The 25,432-nt window shown below is 66.1% G+C and carries 21 protein-coding genes and 1 pseudogene; 9 read left to right on the forward strand and 13 right to left on the reverse strand.

Annotated elements, in window-relative coordinates; all coding sequences use genetic code 11:
- Positions 1–105: 105 nt before the first annotated feature.
- The 3 genes from HV681_RS26680 (at position 106) to HV681_RS26690 (ending at position 4,199) form a co-directional block, all read left to right on the forward strand.
- On the forward strand, positions 106–1,473 hold the full coding sequence (locus HV681_RS26680) for a mechanosensitive ion channel family protein (protein ID WP_175126111.1): 1,368 nt from the start codon (positions 106–108) through the stop codon (positions 1,471–1,473).
- A gap of 124 nt (positions 1,474–1,597) precedes the next feature.
- Entirely contained in the window at positions 1,598–3,664 is a 2,067-nt protein-coding gene (locus HV681_RS26685; RefSeq protein ID WP_175126112.1) for an NAD(+) synthase, read from the forward strand.
- Between the two features lie 196 nt (positions 3,665–3,860).
- The gene (locus HV681_RS26690) at positions 3,861–4,199 is read left to right on the forward strand and encodes a P-II family nitrogen regulator (RefSeq protein WP_006386376.1); all 339 of its coding nucleotides are present in this window, start codon (positions 3,861–3,863) and stop codon (positions 4,197–4,199) included.
- Between the two features lie 132 nt (positions 4,200–4,331).
- On the opposite strand, the gene gspF is transcribed toward HV681_RS26690, so the two are convergent.
- On the reverse strand, positions 4,332–5,537 hold the full coding sequence (gene gspF / locus HV681_RS26695; RefSeq protein ID WP_175126113.1) for a type II secretion system inner membrane protein GspF: 1,206 nt from the start codon (positions 5,535–5,537) through the stop codon (positions 4,332–4,334).
- Between the two features lie 176 nt (positions 5,538–5,713).
- Between gspF and gspD the strand changes: the two genes are divergently transcribed.
- Together gspD and gspE are read left to right on the forward strand one after the other, a co-directional pair.
- On the forward strand, positions 5,714–8,095 hold the full coding sequence (gene gspD, locus HV681_RS26700; RefSeq protein ID WP_175126114.1) for a type II secretion system secretin GspD: 2,382 nt from the start codon (positions 5,714–5,716) through the stop codon (positions 8,093–8,095).
- A complete protein-coding gene (gene gspE / locus HV681_RS26705; protein WP_175126115.1) occupies positions 8,092–9,519 on the forward strand; it encodes a type II secretion system ATPase GspE in 1,428 nt (475 codons plus the stop codon). The genes gspD and gspE overlap by 4 nt, the downstream gene beginning before the upstream one ends.
- Before the next feature lie 401 nt (positions 9,520–9,920).
- On the opposite strand, the gene HV681_RS26710 is transcribed toward gspE, so the two are convergent.
- A complete protein-coding gene (locus HV681_RS26710; protein WP_175126116.1) occupies positions 9,921–11,363 on the reverse strand; it encodes a DUF1254 domain-containing protein in 1,443 nt (480 codons plus the stop codon).
- Between the two features lie 412 nt (positions 11,364–11,775).
- The gene (locus HV681_RS26715; protein WP_062842107.1) at positions 11,776–11,985 is read right to left on the reverse strand and encodes a cold-shock protein; all 210 of its coding nucleotides are present in this window, start codon (positions 11,983–11,985) and stop codon (positions 11,776–11,778) included.
- A gap of 548 nt (positions 11,986–12,533) precedes the next feature.
- On the opposite strand from HV681_RS26715, the gene HV681_RS26720 reads away from it, so the two are divergent.
- Positions 12,534–12,722, forward strand: coding sequence for a hypothetical protein (locus HV681_RS26720; RefSeq protein ID WP_175126117.1), 189 nt, complete (start codon positions 12,534–12,536; stop codon positions 12,720–12,722).
- A 922-nt stretch (positions 12,723–13,644) separates the two neighbouring features.
- Here HV681_RS26720 and gspN read toward each other — a convergent pair.
- The 10 genes and pseudogenes from gspN to HV681_RS26770 form a co-directional block, all read right to left on the reverse strand.
- Positions 13,645–14,409, reverse strand: coding sequence for a type II secretion system protein N (gene gspN, locus HV681_RS26725; protein ID WP_175126118.1), 765 nt, complete (start codon positions 14,407–14,409; stop codon positions 13,645–13,647).
- Positions 14,410–14,488: 79 nt separating this feature from the next.
- Complete coding sequence (locus HV681_RS26730; RefSeq protein ID WP_175126119.1) at positions 14,489–15,073, reverse strand: type II secretion system protein M; 585 nt, start codon at positions 15,071–15,073, stop codon at positions 14,489–14,491.
- Entirely contained in the window at positions 15,070–16,062 is a 993-nt protein-coding gene (gene gspL, locus HV681_RS26735) for a type II secretion system protein GspL (RefSeq protein WP_175126120.1), read from the reverse strand. The genes HV681_RS26730 and gspL overlap by 4 nt, the downstream gene beginning before the upstream one ends.
- A complete protein-coding gene (gene gspK, locus HV681_RS26740; protein WP_175126138.1) occupies positions 16,059–16,985 on the reverse strand; it encodes a type II secretion system minor pseudopilin GspK in 927 nt (308 codons plus the stop codon). The genes gspL and gspK overlap by 4 nt, the downstream gene beginning before the upstream one ends.
- Entirely contained in the window at positions 16,958–17,227 is a 270-nt protein-coding gene (locus tag HV681_RS26745) for a hypothetical protein (protein WP_175126099.1), read from the reverse strand. The genes gspK and HV681_RS26745 overlap by 28 nt, the downstream gene beginning before the upstream one ends.
- A 30-nt stretch (positions 17,228–17,257) precedes the next feature.
- Positions 17,258–17,863: a type II secretion system protein GspJ gene (locus HV681_RS26750; protein WP_175126121.1), complete on the reverse strand. Its 606-nt coding sequence runs from the start codon at positions 17,861–17,863 to the stop codon at positions 17,258–17,260.
- Between the two features lie 2 nt (positions 17,864–17,865).
- Positions 17,866–18,234, reverse strand: a pseudogene (gspI, locus tag HV681_RS26755) (type II secretion system minor pseudopilin GspI); the annotation flags it as partial.
- A 265-nt stretch (positions 18,235–18,499) separates the two neighbouring features.
- The gene (gene gspH / locus HV681_RS26760) at positions 18,500–18,988 is read right to left on the reverse strand and encodes a type II secretion system minor pseudopilin GspH (RefSeq protein ID WP_175126122.1); all 489 of its coding nucleotides are present in this window, start codon (positions 18,986–18,988) and stop codon (positions 18,500–18,502) included.
- Positions 18,960–19,388, reverse strand: a complete 429-nt coding sequence (gene gspG, locus HV681_RS26765) for a type II secretion system major pseudopilin GspG (protein ID WP_175126123.1) — start codon at positions 19,386–19,388, stop codon at positions 18,960–18,962. Before gspG ends, gspH begins: the two co-directional genes overlap by 29 nt.
- A 335-nt stretch (positions 19,389–19,723) precedes the next feature.
- Complete coding sequence (locus HV681_RS26770; RefSeq protein ID WP_175126124.1) at positions 19,724–20,167, reverse strand: general secretion pathway protein GspC; 444 nt, start codon at positions 20,165–20,167, stop codon at positions 19,724–19,726.
- An 855-nt stretch (positions 20,168–21,022) separates the two neighbouring features.
- Here HV681_RS26770 and HV681_RS26775 point away from each other — a divergent pair.
- Genes HV681_RS26775 through HV681_RS26785 form a run of 3 tightly spaced genes read left to right on the forward strand, consistent with a single transcriptional unit; the run spans position 21,023 to position 25,431 of the window.
- Positions 21,023–23,008 carry an alkaline phosphatase family protein gene (locus HV681_RS26775; protein WP_175126125.1) on the forward strand — a complete coding sequence of 662 codons (1,986 nt, stop codon included), beginning with the start codon at positions 21,023–21,025 and terminating at the stop codon, positions 23,006–23,008.
- 21 nt (positions 23,009–23,029) lie between these two features.
- The gene (locus HV681_RS26780) at positions 23,030–23,224 is read left to right on the forward strand and encodes a hypothetical protein (protein WP_175126126.1); all 195 of its coding nucleotides are present in this window, start codon (positions 23,030–23,032) and stop codon (positions 23,222–23,224) included.
- Between the two features lie 35 nt (positions 23,225–23,259).
- On the forward strand, positions 23,260–25,431 hold the full coding sequence (locus tag HV681_RS26785; RefSeq protein ID WP_175126127.1) for a phosphocholine-specific phospholipase C: 2,172 nt from the start codon (positions 23,260–23,262) through the stop codon (positions 25,429–25,431).
- Position 25,432 lies beyond the last annotated feature (1 nt).

Here is a 25,432-nt window from a genome sequence, read left to right on the forward strand (position 1 = left end):
CCGGGTAATGCCGGGGCCGGTTATGCGGGGCCGGAACCCGCGATCGGGGCGAGTTGTCGGATAATCCCCGGTTAGTTTCAAGACCTGAAAAGCGAGTACGGATCCATGCCCCTGGAATGGGAAGAGCTAGTCACCCAACTTGATACCCACATGCCGCGGGAGATCTGGGCGCAGACGCTGATCGGGATCGGCGTGCTTATCCTGACCGCGTTGTTCGTGCAGTGGGTCGTCGCCCGCGTCGTCCTCTTGCTGGCACACCGGCTGCTGGTCGCCAGCGGCCGCGTCGACTGGGACAAGGCGCTGCAGCGCCGCCGGGCGTATCAGAACCTTTGGTACGCGGTGCCGTTTGCAGTGGTGTCCGTGGGCATCGACCTGGTGCCCCATGCCGAACGGGCGGTCAGCATCGTCGGCCGGCTGGCGCACGCGGGCGCCTGGATCTGCGTGTTCATTGCGTTTTCGGGCGTGCTGAGCGCCTGGCAGGACACCTATTCGGCCACGACCCGCGCGCAGACCCGCTCCATCAAGGGCTACATCCAGATCGGCAAGCTGATTCTTGCGGCGGTATGCACCGTTCTGGTGCTTTCCATTCTGATCGACCGGTCGCCGCTGTGGATGATTTCCGGCCTGGGCGCGCTGTCCGCGGTGCTGTTGTTGGTGTTCAAGGACACGCTGCTGTCGCTCGTGGCCAGCACGCAGCTCACCAGCAACGACATGCTGCGCATCGGCGACTGGATTGAGATGCCGCAATGCAACGCCGACGGCTTCGTCAAGGACATCGCGCTGCATACCGTCAAGGTGCAGAACTGGGACAACACCGTCACCACGGTGCCGACCTACAAGCTGTTCTCGGAAAGCTACCGCAACTACCGGCATATGTTCGAATCGGGCGGCCGGCGCATCAAGCGCACCATCCGAATCGACGCCGCCAGCGTGCGATTCCTGGCCGACGACGAGCCGCAGCGCCTGATGAAGTTCCGGCTGCTGCACGACTACCTGCAGACCAAGACCCAGGACATCGTCCAGGCCAACCAGACGCTGGGCGAACTGGCCAGCGTGCCCGCCAACCGGCGCCGGCTGACCAACATCGGCACGCTGCGCGCCTACGCGCTGGCTTACCTGAAGCAGAATCCCGAGATCCGCCAGGACATGGCGATGATGGTGCGCATGATGGAGCCCACGTCCGAGGGCATTCCGGTCGAGGTCTATTGCTTTACCGCCGTGACCGCCTGGGTCGAGTACGAACGCATCCAGGGCGACGTCTTCGACCATCTCCTGGCGATTCTGCCGGAGCTGGGCCTGCGCCTGTACCAGCAGCCGTCCGGGGCGGACATCGGCGCGATGGGCAGTTACCTGCGCGACAGCGCCATCCAGGCGGCGCTGTCCGCCGAGCGCGACCGGCAGGGGCCTGTCGTGGACGGCGACGCGGCCCTGCCGTTCGAGCGGGGGCTGACGGACGGCAATATGCCGCGTTAGGGACAAGGGCGCGGAGGCACGCCGCCGCCAGAGGGCCGTGAGATAATCCGGCGGTTGTTTCCAGGGCCTACGAACTCCCGGGCCCCAGGCAAAACCCCCAGCGAAACTCCAGGCGAAATCCCCGATGTCGAACCCGTTCTTCAACCTGTATTCCCACGGCTTCGCCCGGGTCGCGGTCGGCGTGCCCAAGTGCCGGGTCGCCGATCCCGCCTTCAACGCCGCGCAGACCATCGCGCTGGCGCAGCAGGCCGCCCAGGGCGGCGCGGTGCTGGCGGCGTTTCCCGAACTGGGCCTGTCGGCCTACACCTGCGACGACCTCTTTCACCAGAAGGCCCTGCTGGACGCCTGCGAAGCCGCGCTGGCGCAAGTGGTCGAGGCCACGGCCGATCTGGATATCGCCATCGTCGTCGGCGCGCCGTTGCGGGTCGCCCACCAGTTGTTCAACTGCGCCGTGGTGGCGGCCGGCGGACGCATCCTCGGGGTGGTGCCCAAGACCTATCTGCCTAATTACGGCGAGTTCTACGAAGCCCGCCAATTCAGCGCCGCCGATTGCGCCATCGACACGCAGATCGACCTGCTGGGCCAGACGGTCCCGTTTGGCGCCGAACTGCTGTTCCAGATGGAAAAGCTGCCGCTGTTCCAGTTCCACGTCGAAATCTGCGAAGACGTCTGGGTGCCGATTCCCCCGTCGTCGTTTGCCGCGCTGGCCGGCGCCACGGTGCTGGTCAACCTGTCGGCCTCCAACATCGTCGTCGGCAAGTCCGCATACCGCCACCAGTTGGTGTCGCAGCAGTCGGCGCGCTGCCTGTCGGCCTATATGTACACGTCGGCCGGGCGGGGCGAATCCTCGACGGATCTGGCGTGGGACGGCCAGGCGCTCATCTATGAAAACGGCGAGTTGCTGGCCGAATCCGAACGCTTCCTGAACCATTCCCATCTGCTGTTCTCGGACGTCGACCTGGAACGCCTGTCGCGCGAGCGCATGCGCCAGAGCACCTTCGGCCAGTCGGTGCGACGCCATCAGGACGAGGTGCGCAATTTCCGCCGCGTCGCGGTGCCGGTGAATCCGCCGCTGGAAGACACCGAACTGCCGCTCGAACGCCGCGTGGCGCGCTTCCCCTACGTGCCGGCCGACCCCCAGCGCCGCGACGCGCGCTGCCAGGAGGTCTACAACATCCAGGTGCAGGCGCTGGCGCAGCGGCTGTCCGCCAGTGGCATGAAGAAGGTGGTCATCGGCATTTCGGGCGGGCTGGATTCCACGCACGCGCTGCTGGTCTGCGCCAAGGCGATGGACGCGCTGGACCTGCCACGCTCAAACATCCTGGCCGTCACGATGCCGGGCTTTGCCACCAGCACCCGCACGCTGCAGCAGGCGCGCCGCCTGATGGCGGTGGTGGGCTGCACGGCGTCCGAAATCGATATCCGCCCCAGCTGCCTGCAGATGCTCAAAGACCTGGGCCATCCCTATGCGAACGGCGAGCCGGTCTACGACATCACATTCGAAAACGTCCAGGCGGGCGAGCGCACCAATCACCTGTTCCGCCTGGCCAACTTCAGCAACGCCATCGTCATCGGCACCGGTGACCTGAGCGAACTTGCACTGGGTTGGTGCACGTACGGCGTGGGCGATCACATGTCGCACTACAGCGTCAACGCCAGCGTGCCCAAGACGCTGATCACGCACCTGGTGCGCTGGGTGGCCGAATCCGGCCGCCTGGGCGACGACGGCGCGCAGGTGCTGCTGGACGTGCTGGGCACGGACGTCAGCCCCGAACTGGTGCCCGGCGGCGCGGACGACAAGCCCGAGCAAAAGAGCGAGGCGTCCATCGGCCCCTATGAATTGCAGGACTTCAACCTGTACTACACGCTGCGCTACGGCTTTGCGCCGACCAAGGTCGCGTTCCTGTCGTGGACGGCCTGGCGCGACCGCGAGGCCGGCGCCTGGCCCGAAGCCGGGCACGTCGCCCGCAACCAGTACGACCTGGCCGCCATCAAACGCAACCTGAAGATCTTCCTGGACAAATTCTTCCGGACCAGCCAGTTCAAGCGCACCTGCATCCCGAACGCGCCGAAGGTGGGTTCCGGCGGTTCGCTGTCGCCGCGCGGCGACTGGCGCGCGCCCAGTGACTCGGAATCGGTGGTCTGGATGCGCGAGGCCGACACCATTCCCGACGAGACGCCCAAGGGCTGACGGCGTTGCCGCGCACCAAGTTGGGGCGGCGGCACGCCAGGCGCGCTGCGGGGCAGGGCCAGCGCGCGTTTCCCCGGAGCCGCAGCCGCGCCTGCCCGGTGTTATTCTCTTAACCATTGCGCCCGGCGCCCGCCCGACAAGACGATCGGCAGCGCGGCAGGGCGACGCAACACATCAAAAACCCAGGACGACCAACGTGAAACAAGTCACCGCCATCATCAAACCCTTCAAGCTCGACGAAGTCCGCGAGGCGCTGGCGGAAGTCGGCGTCAGCGGGCTGACCGTCACCGAAGTCAAGGGTTTCGGCCGCCAGAAGGGCCACACCGAACTCTATCGCGGCGCCGAATACGTGGTCGACTTCCTGCCCAAGATCCGCGTTGAAGTCGTCCTTCCGGACGACCAGGTCGAAGCCGCCATCGAAGCCGTCGTCAAGGCCGCGCGCACCGGCAAGATCGGCGACGGCAAGATCTTCGTGACCCCGGTGGAGCAGGCCATCCGCATCCGCACCGGCGAGAGCGACGAAGAGGCGCTCTGATCCTCATCTTTCACGGGCCGCGCAATGATGCGGCCCGTATCGATTTGGGTCCTATCCAGCTGGGTCGTATCAATTGGGCCCGTATCCTTTTGACTTGTACCCCGGCCGCCCGCACTTCCGCGGCCCGCATCCCTACCTGATCAACTGGTTCATCTCCAGGATCGGCATCATCACCGCCAGCACGATCAGCAGGACGAATCCCCCCATCAGCAATATCAGCGCCGGCTCCAGCAGGGCCGTCATCGCCATCGCGCGCCGTTCCAGGTCGCGCGACAGGTTCTGCGCGCCCCGGTCCAACAGCTCGGGCAGGCGGCCGGTCTTTTCGCCGCTGGCGATCAGGTGCACCAGCAGCGAAGGAAAGACCTTCTGCGCGCCGAGCGATGACGACAGCGCCGCGCCTTCGCGCACCCGGGCGGCGGCTTCGTCCACCGCCAGGCGCAGCACATCGTTGCTGAGCGTGCGGCGCGCCGCCTCCAGCGCGGTCAGCAGGGCCACGCCGCTGCCCGACAGGATGGCAAGCGTGGACGCGAAGCGCGCGGCATTCACCCCCAGCACGAATCGACCGGCCAGCGGCAGTCGCAGCACGCGCGCATGCCAGGCCCGCCGCGCGGCCGGCGCGCGCAGCGTGTAGCGCCACAACGCGATGACCGCGACGATGGCGATGCCGGTCACCGCGCCCCATTCGCGCACGTAATCCGACAGGCCCAGCATCACGCGCGTCAGCAGCGGCAGTTCCTGCTTGGCCTGGCTGAAGGCCGACACCACCTGCGGCACCACATAGCCCAGCAGGAAGATGACGATGACCACCGACACGCTGGCCACCACCGCCGGGTAGATGAACGCCGTCATGACCTTGCTACGCAGGGTGTTGCGTTCCTCGATGTAGTCGGCCAGCTTTTCCATCACCTGCGCGAGATCGCCCGATTCTTCGCCCGCGCCGATCAGCGCGCGGTAGATCTCGGGAAAGTCGCGCGGCCGCGAGGCCAATGCGGCCGACAGGCGATGGCCGGCGCGCACGTCGTCGCGCACGCCACCCAGCGTGGCGGCGATGTGCTTTTTTTCGGCCTGTTCGAGCGTGGCGCTGAGCGCCGCGTCCAGCGGCAGCCGCGCGGCCAGCAGACTGGCGAGCTGTCGCGTCAGCCACGCAAGGTCGGCGTCCGACAGGCGAGTGCGCAGCGCCGCGCCCATGCCTTCGGCGCGCGCCGCCAGCGAGGTCGACAGGGGCAACAGGCCACGCCCGCGCAACTGGTTGCGGGCGCCGCGCTCGGAGTCGGCGTCGATCGTGCCGCGCACGATTTTGCCGAGCGCGTCGGTGGCTTCATAGCGAAAGGAAGGCATGACTGTAATAAAGCGGGAGCACCTGCCGAAATCGCCAAGAGCCCCGAATTTAAAGGGTTTCCAGCCCGTTACCTTGCCTTGGAAATATGACCGTAGTGTTGCAGTCACACCCCGTATACTCCGACGCGCTTTCACGTTTTCTCAAACGATTTCACGTCTCGGGCAACTATTTCGTCATGCGTCACATCGCGCAATTCAGCCTCGCTTTCCTGCTTGCCGCAAGCCAACTCGGACCCGCCGCCAGCACGGCTCATGCACAACAGGCGGACAACCGCGTCAGCCTGAACTTCGTCGACACGGACATCCCCGCAGTGTTGCGCGCGCTGTCCCTGTTCACGCAGCGCAACTTCCTGGTGGACCCTCGCGTCAAGGGCAAGCTCACGCTGGTTTCGGACCGGCCCGTGGATAGCGCGCAGGCGCTCTCCATGCTGACGGGCGCGCTGCGGTTGCAGGGCTTTGCCATCGTCGATGTCGATGGCGTGACGCGTGTGGTGCCGGAGGCCGACGCCAAGCTGCAAGGCAGCGCCGTCGTGGGTGGCCCGGGCGTGGGCGTTGCCCGGCCGGCGGGCGCCGCGACTGCTGCGGGCGGCAGGGCGCCCGTGCCCGTGTCAGCCTTTGCCAAAAGCGGTGGCAACAGCGGCGAAATGCTGACGCGCGTGTTTCCGCTGAAGTACGAGAACGCCGCGAACCTGGTGCCGGTGCTGCGCCCCATGGTGCCGCCCAACAACCCGATCAACGCGTACCCCGGCAACAACACGCTGGTCGTGACGGACTACGCCGACAACCTGGAACGCATCGCCGCCGTCATCGCGCGCATCGACGTGCCCAGTTCGATGGACACCGACGTCGTGCCGGTGCAGTCGGCCATCGCCACCGACATCGCCATCCTGGCTTCGCAGTTGCTGGACACGCAGAGCAGCGATCCGACGCAGCGCATTGCCATCGTGGCGGATCCGCGCAGCAACAGCGTGCTGGTGCGCTCGGGCAGCCCGGCCCGCACACGTCTTGCGCGCGAGCTGATCCAGAAGCTGGATGCGCAGCAGAACCGCGCGGGCAACCTGCACGTGGTCTACATGCGCAACGCGCAGGCCACGCGCATCGCCGAGGTGCTGGGCGGACTGCTGACGGGCCAGGCCAATTCCGCGCCCGGCGCGGCCCCCGGCGCCAGCAGCAGCACCGGCGGCACGCAAGGCGGCGCGCGCACGCAGAACACCGCCAGCAGCACGTCCAACCAGGCCGGGCTGGGCATGACCAGCCAGTCGGGCTCGTCGCGTGGCGGCCTGTCCGGCGAACAGGAGCGCATCGCGCGCGAAGACAACTCGTCGCAAGCCGTGTCGTATTCCGCGGGCGGCGCCACCATCCAGGCGGATCCCGCGACCAACTCGCTCATCATCTCCGCGCCCGAGCCGCTGTACCGCAGCCTGCGTGAAGTGATCGACCAGCTTGACCAGCGCCGCGCGCAGGTGTTGGTGGAAAGCCTGATCGTGGAAGTCAGCGAGGAAAAGGCCGCGGAATTCGGCATCCAGTGGATGACCGGCGCGGGCAACATCAACGGCAACGGCACGAGCTTCATCGGCGGCACGAACCTGGGCGGCAGCGGCATCACCGGCAACGGCCCGACGTCCATCGACGCGCTGGGCGGCGGTCTGAGCCTGGGCGTGGTGAAGGGGACTGTGGATGTGCTGGGCAACGAAGTCATCAACCTGGGCGTGCTGGCGCGCGCCATGCAGAACACCGGCGAAGCCAACATCCTGTCCACGCCCAACCTGCTGACGCTGGATAACCAGTCGGCCAGCATCCTGGTGGGCAAGACGGTGCCGTTCGTGACGGGGCAGTACGTGACCTCGGGGAGCAACGGCAGCTCGAACCCGTTCCAGACGATCGAACGCGAGGACGTGGGCCTCAAGCTCAACATCCGACCGCAGATCTCCGAAGGCGGCGCGGTCAAGCTCGACATCTACCAGGAAGTCAGCAGCATCGACGAAAGCCGCTCGACCCCCACGACCGGCATCGTCACCAACAAACGCGCCATCGACACCAGCGTGCTGATCGACGACGGCCAGATCATCGTGCTGGGCGGCCTGCTGGAAGACAACGTGACGCTGACGTCCAATAGCGTGCCGGGCCTGGGTTCGCTGCCCGTGATCGGTTCGCTGTTCCGCTACGACACGCGCAAGCGCACGAAGACCAACCTGATGGTGTTCCTGCGTCCCTACGTGGTGCGCGACGCCAACCGCAGCGCCAGCGTCACGATGGACCGCTACGACTACATGCGCCGCGCGCAGGGCGCCGTGCAGCCGCGCGATCATTGGGCGCTGCCGGACATGCAGGCGCCGATCCTGCCGCTGCCGGGTTCCGCGCCGTCGGTGTCGAACAACGCCTACGATCTTCGCCCTGAACAGCAGGCGCAAACGCTGCGCCGCCCGCCGCCCACCACGGTGGAGACCTTTGCGGTGCGCCAGTATCCCGGCACACCGCCCGCGCCCGCGCAGCAGCCCATCCGCGCGCCGCGGCCGGTCATGATGACGGTGGCGGTGGACCCCGAGAAGCTGCTATGAGCGCGCACCCCTTGCCCTACGCCTGGGCCCGCGCTCAGCGCGCGGTGCTCTCGCTGCGCGGTGGGCAGGCGCAACTGACGGTCAGTCCGCGCACGCCCGAGTGGGCCGTGCGCGAAATCCGGCGCTGCCACGGCGATATCGGCCTCACGCAGATCGACGACGAAGCGCTGGAAACGTTGCTGACCGCGGCCTACAGCCACTCGGAAGACGCGGCGTCGGTCATGGGCGTGGCGGAGAACGAGATCGACCTCGATCGCCTGATGCAGGACATGCCCGAAGTGGCAGACCTGCTCGAAGCGCAGGACGACGCGCCCGTGATCCGCATGATCAACGCGCTGTTCGCGCAGGCCGCGCGCGACGGCGCCAGCGACATCCACATCGAACCCTTCGAAACGCATTCGGTGGTGCGCTATCGCGTGGACGGCACGCTGCGCGACGTGGTGTCCCCGCGCAAGGCGCTGCACGCCGCGCTGATTTCGCGCATCAAGATCATGGCGCACCTGGACATCGCCGAAAAACGCCTGCCGCAGGACGGCCGAATAGCGCTGCGCGTGGGCGGCCGGCCGATCGACGTGCGCGTGTCCACGCTGCCGACCGGCCATGGCGAACGCGCCGTGCTGCGTCTGCTGGACAAGGAAGCGGGACGCCTGCAACTGGAAAAGCTGGGCATGAGCCCCGGTGTGCTGTCACAGCTGGACCGCCTGATCCGCCAGCCGCACGGCATCGTGCTGGTGACCGGCCCGACCGGCAGCGGCAAGACCACCACGCTGTACGCGGCGCTGAGCCGCCTGGACGCTTCCACCAGCAACATCCTGACGGTGGAAGACCCCATCGAATACGACCTGGCCGGCATCAGCCAGACGCAGGTCAACGCCAAGATCGACATGAGCTTCGCGCTGGCCCTGCGCGCCATCCTGCGCCAGGACCCGGACGTCATCATGATCGGCGAAATCCGCGACCTGGAAACCGCGCAGATCGCGGTGCAGGCGTCGCTGACGGGCCACCTGGTGCTCGCCACGTTGCACACCAACGACTCCGTCTCGGCGGTTACCCGCCTGACGGACATGGGGGTCGAGCCTTTCCTGCTGGCGTCGTCGTTGCTGGGCGTGCTGGCGCAACGCCTGGTGCGCAAGCTATGCCCCGCGTGCAAGGCGCCGTCGATGCTGGACGGTGTGCAGGTGTTCCACCCCGTCGGCTGCGAGGCCTGCAACCATACCGGCTACAGCGGCCGTTCGGGCATCCACGAGCTGTTCACGGTGGACGACGAGGCCCGCCGTTTGATTCACGAAGGCCGCGACGAACGCGAACTGCGCCGCGCCGCGGCCGCGTCGGGGATGCGCAGCATGCGCGAGGACGGACAGCGGTGGGTGGATGCGGGGCAGACGTCGCCGGAGGAGATTTTGCGGGTGACGCGGGACGCGTAACGCTGGCAGTTGCTTGGCGTCGGACACCTCACTTCGTTCCACAAACTCTGCCCGGTGTCTGACACCTTCTCGTGACACCGTCTCCTGCCCGTCGCCGCCCTTGATGTCGAAGTTCATCCAACTTGAAATTTGGTTCACCGCAGTTGGCCTGTAACCGGGCGGAATGTCGGTGGAGCGGCCGACAGCTTGCGACCCCACAAGAGACATCCGCAACGCGTGTTGCGTTCTTCGAAGCTGCCGAAAGCTAGTTCGCGACCGACCGCTGAGAGCCGTGACGGGCTATTGATTGGGAAAGCTGACTCGACGTGTCCAGCTGTCATGCGATCTGTGAGAGACACCGGGCCGCGTTGGGAGATTCCGGCTGAGCCGCGGCGCCGTCGAGGCACTTTCTTCTCCAGAACCTATACGACACGTTCCACCCCTGGCGGCTGCCACGTCCCTTCCCCGGCTGGCAGGACCGAGGGTGGTGTGATCTTCGGCCAATACAGCCGCATTACCAGGTAGACCGGCCCATCGGGAGCGGGGAGCCAGTTGGCTTGCCTGTCGCCGCCCGGCGTCCTGTGCTGGATGTAGAGTGTCAATGACCCGTCCGCGTTAACCTTCATCGCAGGCAGCATGGGCGAATTGATTAGGTAGCGGTCGATCGGGTTCCTGACCAGTAGCTGCGACTTGCCGTCGTACATAGTCAGCGACCAGAACGAATTGACCGGCGGTAACGCGCCGGCCGGAAACGTGAGGGTGTAATTGTGCTTGCTGCAGTCCAGCGTCTGACCATTTGCGTCTACGCGGGTGAACGGGTAAGTCGCCTCGTCCGGGTCATTTCCATAGATGCCTGCCTGAGCGGCGACGGCGCGCTTGAGCCAGTCGCCATTGTAGTGTTCGCTGTTACCCGGCAGTCCGCTTAGCCGCCAGCCATTGATCGCCTTTCCGGTGCTGGCGACGGCTTCGTCCACTTTGCGCTGGCCTTCTTTCATGCCAAGGCCGATCTCCAGTTTTTGGTCCAGCGGCAAATCTCTGAAGTTGAAAGTCTTGCCTGCCCCCACGCCGATGCGCGCGAGTTCCGCGCGGACTGCTAGCTCGTTGGCTTGTGGAGGCGCGAACTGCAGCGCAAAGTCCAGAAACTCGAAGAAGTTGGTCTTCGCCAACTCTTTGTTGATCATGGGAAAGCTGATGGCTGTTGCGGCCGGTGGCGACGCCTGATTCAGGTACGCCGAGAGCATTCGCACCTGGTAACCAGCCTGGACCGCCTTCACGCTGTCGAGATCGTCTGGACCAAAAAGTTGGGTGCGGTAGCCGGCGAGCGAAAACTGTGTGCTGGACCGAAACACCCGCTTGATGCCCGCCGGGACGGCACCTTTCCATTCGGGTCCGACCACCATGTAGTCGCCAGCCTCGTTTCCGGTGGTGCGAGTGCCGATGTAGCCGTAATTGTAGGTGTTGCCGTCGCAGAGCATGACCGAGTAATAGCGCTTCGGGTCGATCGCCGGCACTGAAAGCACTACCGGCTCTGCCCGCAAGTCCATCCACACGAAGGAATACGGCGTGTCGCTATTGGGCGTGACAATCGCCGTGTCTTTGTAGGTGAATACGTTGGGTTCGTTCTTGATGTGGTTGAAAGGCGCCTTGAATTGCCCCGAGCCGCGATCCACCGCGTACTCATGCATGACGGCGTAGTTCATCACGATAGGCAGGCCGTAAATGAACCCAGCCTCCGCGATGTCCTTCGCCCCGAAGAACCCAGGGCGATCCGCGCTTGCCTGTGCCCGTACCCGGCCCGGACCAAGCGTCGTGCCAGTGAGCGCTACAAGTGCACTGGAGCCTAGAAACTCTCGTCTTGTGGTCATTGAGCGCCTCACCTGTCAGAGCGAGCTTTCCGACGCCCGCACGAAAAGTACTGGTCATGGAAACGACACTTTATCGAAATCGCCAACAAGACGATATAAGTAGAAAACACCCGGTAAATCGTTCCGGATAAGGTGTCTGATTTCGGCACGGGAGGTATGGCGAAGCGCGGCCAGTTGCACGTAATGCAACGTCCTCAGGAAGGTCCAGGAGTCGCCGTCTGGAGAAGTTTTTATGGCTAGCAATGAGACATAACACAGCAGGGTGTCGCCATAGGCATCGACTGTTTAATCTGGACAGTTCAGGTAGCTATGCTGTCGTCCAAAGCCAAAGGGCCGAATCCCCTGTTTCAAAGGATTCGGCCCCACTTGCTAGGTGCCAGACGGCTTGCCTTCAGACAAGCCAGCCAGTTTCTTAAATCGGTTTGATCATTGTCGCCTGAGGACCTTTTTGCCCTTGGCCGGCGACGAACGTCACGCGCTGGTTCTCTTCGAGAGATTTGTGCCCGCTACCCTGAATCTCAGAGTAGTGCGCGAAGAGGTCCTTACCGCCGAGCTCCGGCATGATAAAGCCGAAGCCCTTGTCGTTGTTGAACCACTTCACAATACCAGTTTCAATCTTCAATGTATGTCCTAGATTTTCCAGGGAAAAGTATCCCTGCACCCACTATGGGTGATTGGCGGTCACAAAGATATGAGCGTTTCACAATGACACACAAATTGGATCGCCCCACCGGTTAGGTTGAGCCGTCCCCACCGACCTGATTTTCAAGCCAACTACCGCGCAATTCCGCGCAGATTCCGATGACTTCCTCTGAAATCCTTCCCCCGGGGCCTCGATGCGTGCGCGGCGCCACTTCAGCCAATCGGGATCCAGCGAGATCGCGACCTCGGACCTCGGAGCGGAATCTCATAGCGTTGATGACAGGCTCGCGAAGCCCGCGCACCTTAGCACTCTACTCGAGTGCGTTTTCGCATGCGCGCGCTCAAAGAAAGAGTGAAGCTCGCGATTCACGGGGGATTGGTTTGTTTCAATTCAGGCTTAGGTTATCAGGGGTGGCGAGCGTACTCTGAAGGGGTGGCGTCGGCCACAACAACCTGTGGCACATGCCCAGGATTGAATCGCTATGAATACTGCCGGGCTTCGTCTGCCGCAGACACCATGGAACCTAAATGCCCTTCCCCTTTATCAATCAGCTCGTCACAAGTCTGCATCAGATAGCCGAGAAACATCTTTCACCGAAGGGCGCCGCACTTCCGGCGCTACAGTCAAACTACAACGCTCAATCCGTCGTGCCCAAGGCAGCAACCCCCCTGATTGATGACCCTTGGACGCCGGACAACTATCACTACGCCGGTTAAGTGCGTACCTTGAAGTGTACCCAGTGCAGTCGGCTCTGGACGTCTTCGCTTGTGCGTCGGGCATGCGCCGGGGATCGTCCACGTCAGCACAACGGGCGGAGAGGCTCTTACCGCACGAGGTGAGCACTACCCCTCAGATAGAGGCCGCGTCATGACACTAGACCATACCAAACGCGCCACTGAGATAGTAGCGGTGGACGCCAACGGGATTACGTACATCATCCAACGTCGCTACAGGGCTGCTCCAAACCACGACGGGGCCTGGGCTAATTACTACTGTTGCTTGCGCGACGGCGAGCCCGTCACATGGCTCGGTGATAACAATTACCGGTTGCCGGACGGGACAGCACTCCTCGCGATTGAATGCCGACTGCCGGACCTCGAACCATTAAATTGAAGGCACTTGGTTTGAAGTGCAGCCTAGGCTCGCGAGCCGGCGGCTTGCTGGACATTCAGCGGTGGTGGTACGAATCCGTGCTTTCGACGGCCAGGAGCACAGGCATGGAAAATCCCGCAGACGGCAAAGTATGCCGAGTCATTCGCACGGACGTCGGTAGACTTACCGGCGCAGCATGCGCGGTGATTGTGCGTGTCGAACACCTCCCGCCAAGCGATGTATCGCTAAGTGAACGGACAGACCTTAGGAACTCGGTATGTAAAGCGGTGCGATCAAGGACCGCTCCTGGCCAGTCGTGGTCGTTGGTCGCCCAGGTCTGGCTCACCGCCGTTTTAGGGTGCGCGAGGGGGCTGGGATTGGAGAGCATCGTGATGTGATGGACTCGATCCGCTACCCAGTTCAATGAACTTTCTGGGGAAGAATGCCAAGTTCAACGAACCATTGCAGACAGAGCAAATGAACCACACTTCATTAAGTCGTTGACATCCATGGCGTCGAGCTTCCGCCTCAAATGAACTTCGACATTTAACGCGCCGATTTCCCCACGCTGAACGTCACCGTGTCGCCCGAGCGGCGGCCCAGTGTCGACATCAGGCCGTCCAGCGCGGCGCGGTCGGCTTCGCTGGCTGAACGAGCGAAGGTGACCTCGCCCTGAAAGTTCAAGCCGCGGGGGCCGGTGCCGCCCTGGCCCTTCACGTCGAGCAGGCCGCTTTCCGTGCTCAGGACCAGCGTCGCGCCGCTCTTTCCGCCTTGCGCGCGCAACAAGTAGGTGCCCACCGGCGTGATGGGCGAGAGCGCAGTCGCCGCGTTGCGCCAGCGCAGGTCGACGGCCGGGCCGGGGGGGAGCGGGGCGCCCAGGCGCAGGGGCTGCCAACTTATCTCCAGCATGCCTTGCGGCGACAACGTATTCCAAGGCGCACCGAGCGCGGGCAGGACCGTCGCGGGCACGCGCAGGGAGGACGCAGGCAGCGCCAGGCCGTTCCAACCGGGGCGCGCGCGCAGGGTGCCTTGCAGCCAGGGATGCGAGATGTCGAGCGCCAACGTGTCCCAGCGCCATTGCCATTGCACCGGTTGCGGCAGCACGCGGCGCGCGCCTTGGGCGCCCAGTGCGACCCAGGCGCTGCCGTGCCACAGCGTGCCGCTGGCGTCGGCCAGCGTGACCGGCGCGTCGGCGGGCAAGAGCGTCAACACCCAGCGCGCGGGCAGCACAGTGGCGCCCGCGGCGGCGGCGCATAGGACGCCGGCGATCCACAGTCCTGCGACGCGGCGCGAGGGAAGCTTCACAGGCATGAGTAGCTCCCGATTGCCGCGCACACCGTGCCAACCACCCGCGGGCCTGCCGCGCGGTCCAAGAGAATCTTCACGACCATCACCGGCTCCCCGCCGCCTGCGGCGGCAGCAGCACGATCTTGCCGTTGACCAGGCCCGGCAGCGGACGTCCATTGGCGTTCGCGGCGCGTGACAGGTCCACCTTGGAGATGGCCAGCCCCCAATCGCGTCCCGCACCGTCCAGCCAGCGCATCAGCGCCGACGACGGCGCCTGGTCCAGCGACAGTTCCACGCCACCGCCTTCCGCATCCGCCAGCTTCCATTGCCCCGCGGGCAGGCCGGCGCGTTCCAGGCTGCCGGCCGGTTCCGTCGTGCTGGGCATCCCACCCGTGGGCGCGGCGCTGCGCTGGCGCAGGGCGGCGGCTTGCGCTGTCAGGTCGGCCACGGTGGCGGCCTGGGCGCGTAGTCCCGGCAGCTCCGTCTGCAGCTTACGTACCGTGTTCAGGGCGGGTTCGATCAGGGTGACGAAGCCGATCGCCGCGCCAAGCAGCAAGGCGGCTCCGGTGACCAGACGCCGCTCGCGCGGGGCCAGCGCCTGATAGCGCTGGCGGGCGCGCGCGAGCGCCGGGTCCACGGGTTTGCGCGCGGCCTGCCACGCGGTTTGAAGTCGGTAAAGCGGTTTCATGGTTGGCTGCGCACGATGCGCCAGGTGTTGTCGGTGTCGCCGCGTTCCAGCTTCAGCCCCAAAGCGGCGGCCTGCTGAATCAGTGCGGGGGTTTCGGCGACGCGTTGCGCCTGCGGACCGGCGTCCGCCAGCTGCAACGTCAGCGCCTGATCGGCGTAGGTCAGGTGCGCAACCTTGTCGGCCGCAAAGGGCAGGGCCTGCGCGGCGGCGCGCGCCAGCGGCAGGAAGTCGCCGGCGCTGGCGGCGCCGCGGTTGGCCTGCAACGCGTCGAGCCCTTGCTGCGCCTGACGCGCCGGGTCCAGCACGACAGGCACGTTGGGAAAGGCCGCCAGCACCTGATCGTGCATGCCGCGCTGCAACGCGTCGGCCTCGCCGCGCAATTGCGCCGCGTAGATATTCAGTCCCGCAATCCACACCACTGCGGCCAGCGCGCCCCAGCGCCACACCGGCTGCCAGCGCGACACGCTGACCGGGGCAAGCTGCGGCATCGCCAGCGACCATGCGGGCGAGGGCGCGTGCCAGCGCGGATCCGCGGGATCGCGCAACGGCGCATCCGTGGCCGGCGCCAGCGCCTGCGGCGCGATCAGCGCGCGCACGCGCAGCCCTTGCTGGCTGAGCAGGCTCCACGCGCGCCGAACCGGCTCGCGTGGAGACCACGCCAGCGGCACGGAGCCGTCCGTGGCACGCGAGCCGTACCCGATCGCCAGACTATCCAGATCGCTCAGCACCAGCGGTTCCAGCGCACCGCGCACGGCCGCGCCAAAATGCGCGCGCGCTACCGCAGGGATTTGCACCGTCGCGGCGATGACGTCGGCAGGATGCAGCACGGCTTCGCACATGGCCTGTGGCCAGGCGTTCCCGAGCGCGCGAAGCGCCAGCTCGCCTTGCCGCACGCAGCGGCCGCGCCGGTCGAACCACGCGTAGGGCAGCGGCGAATCGGCGCCAAATTCCTCCAGCGCGGGCAGGGCGATTCGCAGGGTGTTCTTCAAGGTGTTTCTCTCGTCCAGATGGTTTCGGGCGCGGCCGGCGGGGCGCTGCGCATCAGCGCCTGCATGGAGACGCGCGCCCGTTCGTAGACCACGGTGCCGCTGGCCAGGAACCAGCCGCTGTTGGTGGAGACCGACGGGGCGGGCGTCTTCACGCCCGTGCCCGCCAGCCGATTGGCAAAATCGCCCGTGTTGTTGAACCAGTCGCCGCGATCGCGCTCGCCCGCCATCGCGCGCGCCTGCGCCAGCGACAGCCCCGGCACCAGCGCCGCGATAACCTCGGCGGGCGCGGTGTTGACGTTGACCGTGGTGGCCGAAGGCAGCAGCGTCATCGTGCGCCGCAGCGCATTGCGCATCGGCGGCTCCAACCCCAGCAGGGCGGCCACTTCGTCGACCCCGCGCGGCAGCGGCGCGCGCGCCTGCGGGCCGGGCCGCGCTGCGGTGTTCGGGGCGGTGTCTGGGGTGGCGTTAGGGCCGGTGTTCGAGGCATTCGCCGCCAGCGCGGGCGGCTGCGCCGACGCGACGATGTCGACGATCCGCGCGGCCAGCGTATCGGGCAGTTCCAGCGTGCCCAGCAGACGCCGCAGGATTTCTTCCTGCTCCGGTTGCGGCACGCCGTTGCGCGCCAGGTTGTAGAGGTTGTACTTACCCTGTTCGTCCTGCACACCGCCCGAAAACACCGCCACGCGATCGTCGCCCGGACGTTCGATGCGGGTGTCCAGCACCGGCGTGGCCCAGATCTGGTCGCCGCGTGTGGTGGGCTCGCGCCGGCCGTGGTCGCGTACCACTAGGCGCGCCCAGTCGATCCCGCCCGCCAGCATCGCGCGCGCCTGCACGCGAGCCAGTTCATTCTCCACGCGGCGAGTGCTGGCAGTCTGCCGCTGAAACAGACTGGTCGTCAGCGCAGCCACGATTGCGACGACGATGAGCGCGCTGACGACCGCCGCGCCGCGTTGGGGGAGCGCAGTGGGGGTGTAGCGCGCGGCGGCTGGGTCTTGTGCGTTGCGTGCGCCAAATGCAGCAGAGGCAGCAGATGTACCAGATGCGGCAGATGCAGCAGATGCCGCGGATGCAGCAGATGTAGCGGATGCAGCAGATGCAGCAGATGCGCCAGATGCGCCAATTGCGCCAATTGCGCCAATTGCGCCCCTTGCGCCTCGCGCGCCACCCCTGCCAGTTCCGTGAACGACCACCCGGCTCATGGCAGCTCCAGGACGCGCGTATAGCGCCGCAGGTCGCCCGGCACCCCGCGTTCGAACGCGATCTCCAGACCGCTAGGCGCGGCGGCAAACGAGGCGTTGGCGTCCGCCCAGCCCACGCCCGGCACCCAAGCGCGCAGCGCGAGCGACCGCACGCCCGGCAGCAACAGCACGCCGTCATTCGCCGCAGGCAACGGGCTGCGCTGCGCGGACGGTCCGCCCACCCGCCACAAACCGTCGCGGCGCACCTGCCATTGAATACGCTGCCACAACCCGTTGCCATCCGGATCGGGACGCAAAATCTCCAGTGTCTGCCCGCCCGCCGCGCGCGGCAGCAGCCGCAGGCCCGTCGTGAACGCCACCGCGTCCAGTCCCGGCGAATCAAAGGCGGGCCCGGTGTACGACAACTCGACGTCCCGCGCCATCTGCCCCAACGTGCGCACGATGGCCTCCGTATCCTCGGCCTGCGCGGCAATCAGATCGCGCGCACCCGACACGCTGGCTAGTCCGCGCCAGGCCATCAGACTGACCAGCGCCATCAGCGCCAGGGCGACCAGCACCTCGATCAGCGTGAAGCCGGCCTGCGATTGCGGAGAACGGCGCATCGTCATCTCAGGCTGGACAGCAGTCCGTCGAGCTGCAGCAGGATCGCGCCTTCGCGCGAGGACGCGGCGTCGTGGACCTTCACGGCCACCTGCCGGAAGCTGCGGTTCATGGAATTGGTGAACACCAGTTCGCATTGCAACGCCAGCCCGCCCTGCGGACACGGCACCATCTGCGTGCCGGCGCGCGGCAAGGCCTGCTCCAGTCGCAATTGCGTCAGCGCATTCTGCGCGGCTAGCAGCGCCAGCGTCTTGTCCTGCAAAGCACGATTGTTTGCCGCCATCACGCCGGTAGCGCGCAGCGCCGCGCCCATCGCCACGGCGATGATCGCCAGCGCGACCAGCACTTCGATCAGCGTGAAACCGCGCTCGCGGTTGCACGGACGGGGAAACGCGGCGCCCGCCGCGCTCGGGTGAGCCTGGCCGCTGGCGCCTGGGGCAGAGTCCCCGGCGTTGCCGTGGCGGGCGTCACCGGTGGCGGCATTGCTGGCTTTGTCGACGGCGTCATCGACGGCTTCATCGACGGCTTCAACGACCGCTTCATCGACGGCTTCATCGACAGGCACACCAAAAGTTTCATCGACAGCATCATCAACAGCTTCATTGACGACTTCATCCGCGGCCACCTCGGAAGCCATCTCAGCGAATCTCATAGCGCCCCGCAGCGTCGCGTTGCAGCGTCACGTGCGCATCCGCCGCGCTCAGCGTCAGCGTCATCGGCGCGGCAACCCATTCGGTATTGAAGATCAGCGGGCGGTCCGGATCCAACCGCCATTGCACCGGCGCGGCCGACCACGACTGCGGCCGCAGCACCTCATCGCTTTCCAATCGGTCGACAGGCACGGGAATATCGTCCTGCGCCGTGGGGCCCGCCGAACGGCCCGCGCGCTCGAACGACCAGCCCTGGCCGTTCGCCAGCCAGCGTATGTTGCGTCCATCGCTGCGCGCTTCGCTCTGCGCCACCGTAAATGCATCGGCCAGACGCTCGGCATCAGCCCGCAAGCGGTTGTCGCCCCGGCCGACAGACAGGCTCACCATGCTCGCGGCAATGGCCACGATCACCAGCACCACCAAAACTTCGACCAGCGTGAAACCGCGCTCAGAGGTCCCAGGAACCGATGTCGGCATCGCCGCTTTCTCCGCCGGGCTTGTTGTCGGCGCCAAACGAGAAGACGTCGACGTCGCCTTTGACGCCGGGGCTCAGGTATTGATAGGGGTGGCCCCACGGATCGTTGGGCAGCTTGTCCAGATAACCGCGCCAGTTGGCCACGCCATCAGGCTTTTGCGCCAGCGCCCGCAGGCCCTGCGCAGTGGTGGGATAGCGGCCATTGTCCAGGCGATACAGCTTCAACGCCTGCATGATGCCGCCGATGTCCTGACGGGCAGCGGCCTGGCGCGCCTGGTCGGGGCGATCGAGCACACGCGGCACCACCAGCGCGGCCAGAATCCCCATGATCACAATCACCACCATGATCTCGATGAGGGTGAAGCCCTGCTGGCGGGCAAGCCCGCGCGGTAACTGACGCACTTTGCAACTCCGGTCTATCTGTTGAAGCCCGGGATTGTGGACATGAAATATGACAGTAATGCGCACGCCGGGAGATCGCCCCGTTCGTCCTTGCGCGGCTTTGTCACTAGCTGCTGAATTACTAGATGCTGATTCACGTGCTGCTGAGTCCTGAGCTGCTGAGTCACAAGGTGCTAAGTCACAAGGTGCTAAGTCGCAAGCCGAACATTCACGAGCTGCTAGTTCACGAGATGCAGGTTCAAGAACCGCCGATTTCATAGATCGTTCGTCAGGACGCGCAGCGTTGCCAGCCTGCCGCCTGTCATTGGCTCATGCGTCGCGGACCCGTCCCACGCCTACTTCTCCCGCGTGATCCCGCCCGGCGCATCCTGGGCCGCCGGCGTCGCCAGACGGCTTGCGCGGCCCGACTGTTCAACCGTCACGGCATCCGCCGCAATGTCGCGCAGCACGATGCCCGGCGCCACTTCCGCGCCGGCCCGCCACGCCAGCGGCGGTCCGCCGTCCACGCTCAACACCGCCGCGCCGTCAGGGCCGGCCGCGATCACGCCCCGCACGGTAATCTGCGTACGCATAGCCTCATCCTTGCCGAACCACAACGCCACCGGCGTGTTGTCGGCCGCGCGCGGTGCAGCGGCGGAGACGGCCGGGGGCAGGGGGCCGGGCTGCGGCGCAAGCAGGATCGACGCCCACACCCCAAGCCCCGCGGCAAAGGCCAGCACGGCGAGGACGCGCAGCGCGGCTGGCGCGGAGGGCAGGGGCAGGCGCAAGGACAAAGGCATGGCATTCAGGCAAGGGCAACAAGACGCGGCCGACTATAGCGGCGTTTCATGACAGCAATGCAATAGCAGCAACCAGACGGTAGCAATACGACGGTGTCAAACACCCAGGGGAGAGCTTCGTCGGTATGCCGCGATGTCTCAGCGCGTCAGCGGGTGTCAGACACCGAGAGAGGTCGGGCACCAAGACGTTGCCGGACCCGCGAAGATGGAGCCACACGCGAAGCGTCATCGCCACGACGCAAGACACCGTGTAAGTCCGCGAAGGCCGCCCGCGCGGCCGAACGTGGACGGGCCCCGCAAGCCGCTTCTAACCCGGGCACATCTCCAACAGAACGCCAAGCACGCTGACCGTCCCGCCGCCCGGCAAGCTTCAATTGCTCGAGTCCGGTGCGGTGGCGGCCCGGGGTGCGCGGGGCGTCGATAAGCCCGAGGGAATCGGAAGGCAGGCGCCGAAGGCGACAACGACGATGACGACGGGGCAGTCCGGAGCGAAGGCTCCGGACCGCAATCGTGGCCCCGCGCGCCCCGGGCCGCCACCGTGCCGGACGCCTCAAGAACTCAACGCCCAGGCCCCACCGACCCAGACGCCTCACCGGCGTCAGACGCCCAGCATCACCGCGCCACCGGCCGCCAAAAATCCCCCCCTCCCTTGCCCAACAAGCAACCGACCCATCCAAAAAGCCCCCCAGCATTGCCCCATACGCAAAAGAATCCTGATTCAGCAATCAACGTTTCTCTCCTTTGCTTCACGGGTCTTTCACGTTCGATCGCCACCATGTCGCCCAGCGTAAGACCCCCTTCATGAAAAAGAGAAGAGAAGCAATGCAGACATTGAATTGGAGAAGATGGTGCGCCATGTTGCTGGCGACCAGCGCGTTGGCCGGCTGTGGCGGCGGCGATGATGATGACGACGAGGCCCCAGTGGAACCTCCGACCCAGCCCCCCGTGACAACGCCCGGCGAGGCGCGCGTCGACAAAGTGCTGTTCGTCGGCGTTGACGGCCTCACTTACGACGCGCTTCGTCGCGGCGCAGCCGACAACACGCTTCCCAACCTGAGCCAACTGACCGTCACCCGCGCCTGGACCGGCGGCGTCACCGGCACCGTGACCCAACAGCCCACGCTCACCGCACCCGGCTGGGCCACCTTGCTCACCGGGCAATGGGCCGACGTCCACGGCGTGCGCTCCAACGCGCAAGGCCAGGGCATGAAAGCCCCCAGCCTCTTCCAACGCATCAAGACCGCGCAGCCAGAAGCGCGCACCGCCGGCGCCTTCAACTCGCCGCTGCTGGCCGGCCTCTTAAGCACCGACCGCGACGCCGGCTACGTCCAGACGCTGACCGACTGCGCCGGCCAAGACGACTGCGTCGCCTCCCAGGCCCGCGACCGCATCGCCGAAGGCTACGACGTCGTCGTCGCCCAATTCGCCGCGCCCGAACGCGCCGCCGCCGAAAACGGCTTCGGCACCACCTACGAAGCCGTCATCCGCCAGACCGACGCCGCCCTGGGTGTCCTGACCAAGCAACTGGCCGACCGCCGCGCCGCCCATCCCAACGAAAACTGGCTCATGGTCGTCGCGTCCAGCCACGGCCTCGACAAGACCGGCGGCAGCGACGGCCTGCCGTTCTCCTCCAACAAAACCATCCTCCTAGCCGCCAATCAACCGGCCCTGCTCGGCGGCAGCGCCGATGACGCTTCGTTTGACGGCGTCTGGGACACCAATTGGTACGCGCTGCCCAGCGCCGCCGACGTCGCGCCCACCGTCCTCTCGCACCTGGCCGCATTACCCCAAGCGGACGCCTACGACATGGCCGGCACCGCGCTCTCCGAACCGCTTGCGCTGCGCCGCGTCGCCACCCGCATCGCCATGGACAACAAGAGCGTCACCGTCAGTTGGGTGCGCGTCGGCGAACCCGCCGGCGACATCGTCGTCAGCCGCGACGGCAAAGAAGTCGCGCGCCTGCCCGGCACCGCCACCGAATACGTCGACACCGGCTTCACCTTCGACACCGAAGGCCTGCACGAGCTGGCATACAGCGTCTCCGCCGGCCGCGCTGTCAGCGCCGCGCGCGCCTCGGTCGTCTACGCCAAACCGGTCCCACTGCTCGCCTCGCTGCGCACTGGCCTGACCATGTTCTTCCCCTTCGAAGGCGACGTGACCGACAAGGCCGCGGGCGGCGGCGCAATCACCCCGTTCGACGGTGCGCAGGCCCCGGCCTACGCCGACCCCGGCGTGTACGGCAAAAGCTTCCGGAACGAACGCGGCACGGCGGCCCTGGGCGCCTTCAAGCTCGACTACCCCGCAGGCCTCATGGACAGCGTCCAGGCCTTCACCATCGGCTTCTGGTATCAGTCCGACGGCACCGCCAACGACCGATCCATCGTAGGCAACAAAGACTACAACTCCGGCGGTAACCCCGGCATCACCATCGCCCAGTGGGCCGGCCCCGAGCTGCGCTTCAACGTCGCCGGCGGCGGCAAACGCGCCGACATCAACGGCGTCAAGTTCACGGCCAACAAGCCCGTCTACATCGCCATGACCATCGACAAGACGGCCCGCACGATGACCGCCTATCGCTACGACAGCGAACTGGGTTTCGTGCGCAACGTCACGTCCACCGCCAACCCGGGTGTCGACCTGACCCAGATCGCCGGCATCTTCGGGCCGCATATCGGCCTGAACGAAGACGGCAAGGGCACCTACGGCATCTGCTGCGCCGGCACCAAGGGCCCGTACACCATGATTTTTGACGACCTCGCCTTCTGGTCGCGCGCGTTGACCGAGGAAGAAGTGAAATCCCTCGCCCTGTCCGGCAAGTCCGTCTCCGAACTGTTTCCCTGATGTCCCAAGGATAGATACCCCATGAGCAAGTCCATGATTTTGCGCGGTTTCCTGCGCGCCGGCGCGGTGCTGATGCTGACCGCCACCCTGGCCGCCTGCGGCGGCGGCGACGACGATGACGACGCCGGCACCCCCACCGACCCGGGCACTCCCACCCAGCCCGAGACGCCCGCGCCGCCGCCGCCCGCCAAGCCCGAACTGCGTTGCGCGCCCTGAGCCGCGCTTCTTGTAGACCCATAGGAAAAGCATCCGTGAAGTCCGATAAAGACACGATCCACGCCGGCAAGCGCCGGTTCCTGCGCAACGCCGCCGCCTCCACTGCCGGGCTGACCGCGCTGTCGATGTTCCCGCCCGCCATCCGCCGCGCGCTGGCCATCCCCGCCAACAACCGCACCGGCACCATCAACGACGTCGAGCACGTGGTCATCCTCATGCAGGAAAACCGCTCGTTCGACATGTACTTCGGCACGTTCAAGGGCGTGCGCGGCTTTGGTGACCGCATCACCATTCCGCTGCCGCAGAACCGCTCCGTCTGGGAACAGACCAACGGCACGCGCGTCGTCATGCCGTATCACCTGGACAGCACCCAGGGCAACGCCCAGCGCGTGGCCGGCACGCCCCACGACTATGTCGACGCCCAGATGGCCTGGGACGGCGGCCGCATGGACCAATGGCCGCGCTACAAGCAGAACCAGTCCATGGGCTACTACCGCGAAAAGGAAGTGGAGTTCCAGTTCGCGCTGGCCGACGCCTTCACCCTGTGTGATGCCTACCACTGTTCGACGCACGGCGGCACCAACACCAACCGCCTGTTCCACTGGACCGGCACCAACGACCCGCTGGCGCAGGGCAATGGCCCGTCCACCCGCAACCAGTGGGACAGCCTGGGCGCCTCGAACATCGGCTGGACCTGGAAGACGTATCCCGAACGCCTGCAGGAAAACGGCGTCACCTGGAAGGTCTACCAAAACCTTCCCGAAAACTTCGGCGACAACCCCCTGGCCGGTTTTCAGCAGTACCGCCGCGCCAACGAACTGGCCGGCAACGGCAGCAACGGTGCGCCGTACCCGGCCTGGACGCCCAGCATGGACGCGGCCAACCCGCTCTACAAGGGCACGGCCAACACCATGCCCGACGGCGGCTTCCTGCAGGCCCTGCGCGATGACGCCCTGAACGGCACGCTGCCGCAGGTCTCCTGGATCGTCGCGCCCGCCAATTATTCAGAACACCCCGGCCCGTCCAGCCCCGTGCAGGGCGCCTGGTACATCCAGGAAACGCTGGACGCGCTGACCGCCAATCCGGATGTCTGGAGCAAGACCGTCCTGCTCATCAACTTTGACGAGAACGACGGCTACTTCGACCACGTGCCGCCGCCCGCTGCGCCGTCGCTGAACGCCGACGGCTCGATGGCCGGCGCTTCCACCGTCAACACCGACCTGGAACGCCACACGCACGCGTCCGGCCAGGACGCCGCCGACAATCGCGTCTACGGCCCCGGCCCGCGCGTGCCGATGTACGTCGTGTCGCCGTGGAGCCGTGGCGGCTGGGTCAATTCCCAGGCATTCGACCACACGTCCGTGCTGCGCTTCCTGGAAGCCCGCTTCGGCGTCAAGGAAGAGAACATCAGCCCGTGGCGCCGCGCCGTGCTGGGCGACCTGACCTCGGCTTTCAACTTCGCGACGCCGAACGAAGAGAAGCCGTCGGGCCTCGACATCCTGACCCGCTCGGAGGCAGACCAGGAGCGCGCCGCCCAGCAGGCGTTGACGGCTGTGCCGCTGCCGGATCCGTCCACGCAGGCCAAGGGCATCCAGGAAAAGGGCGTGCGCAACTCCCGCGCCTTGCCGTACGAACTGCACACCAGCGGCCGCAGCCAGCCGGGCACCGGCAACATGTGGCTGGTTTTCTCGAACACGGGAAAGCAGGCCGCGGTGTTCCACGTCTACGACCGCCTGCATCTGGATCGCCTGCCGCGCCGCTACACGGTGGAGCCTGACAAGCAGTTGGAAGGCAGCTGGGACACGGCCGCCGATGGCGGCAAGTACGACCTGTGGGTGCTGGGCCCCAACGGCTGGCACCGCCATTTCGCGGGCGACCTGGCGCATGACCGCACGGCGCAGCAGGATGCCGAGATCCGCGTCTGCTACGACATCGCCAACGGCGACGTCTACGTCAGTTTCATCAACGCCGGCAAGACGACGTGCACGTTCGAGGTGACGCCCAACGCCTATTACGCCAACCACGAACGCTGGACGTTCACGGTCCCGGCGGGCGGGCAGGTCGAGCAGCACTGGGCGCTGGCCGGCAGCCATGCCTGGTACGACTTTACGGTGCGATTGGCCGAGGACCCGTCGTGGCTGCGCCGCTTTGCCGGCCGCATCGAGACGGGCAAGGCGTCCGTGACCGACCCGGCCATGGCCGAGTAAG

The sequence above is a fragment of the Achromobacter animicus genome (assembly GCF_902859585.1).
Taxonomy (GTDB): Bacteria; Pseudomonadota; Gammaproteobacteria; order Burkholderiales; family Burkholderiaceae_B; genus Achromobacter; species Achromobacter animicus.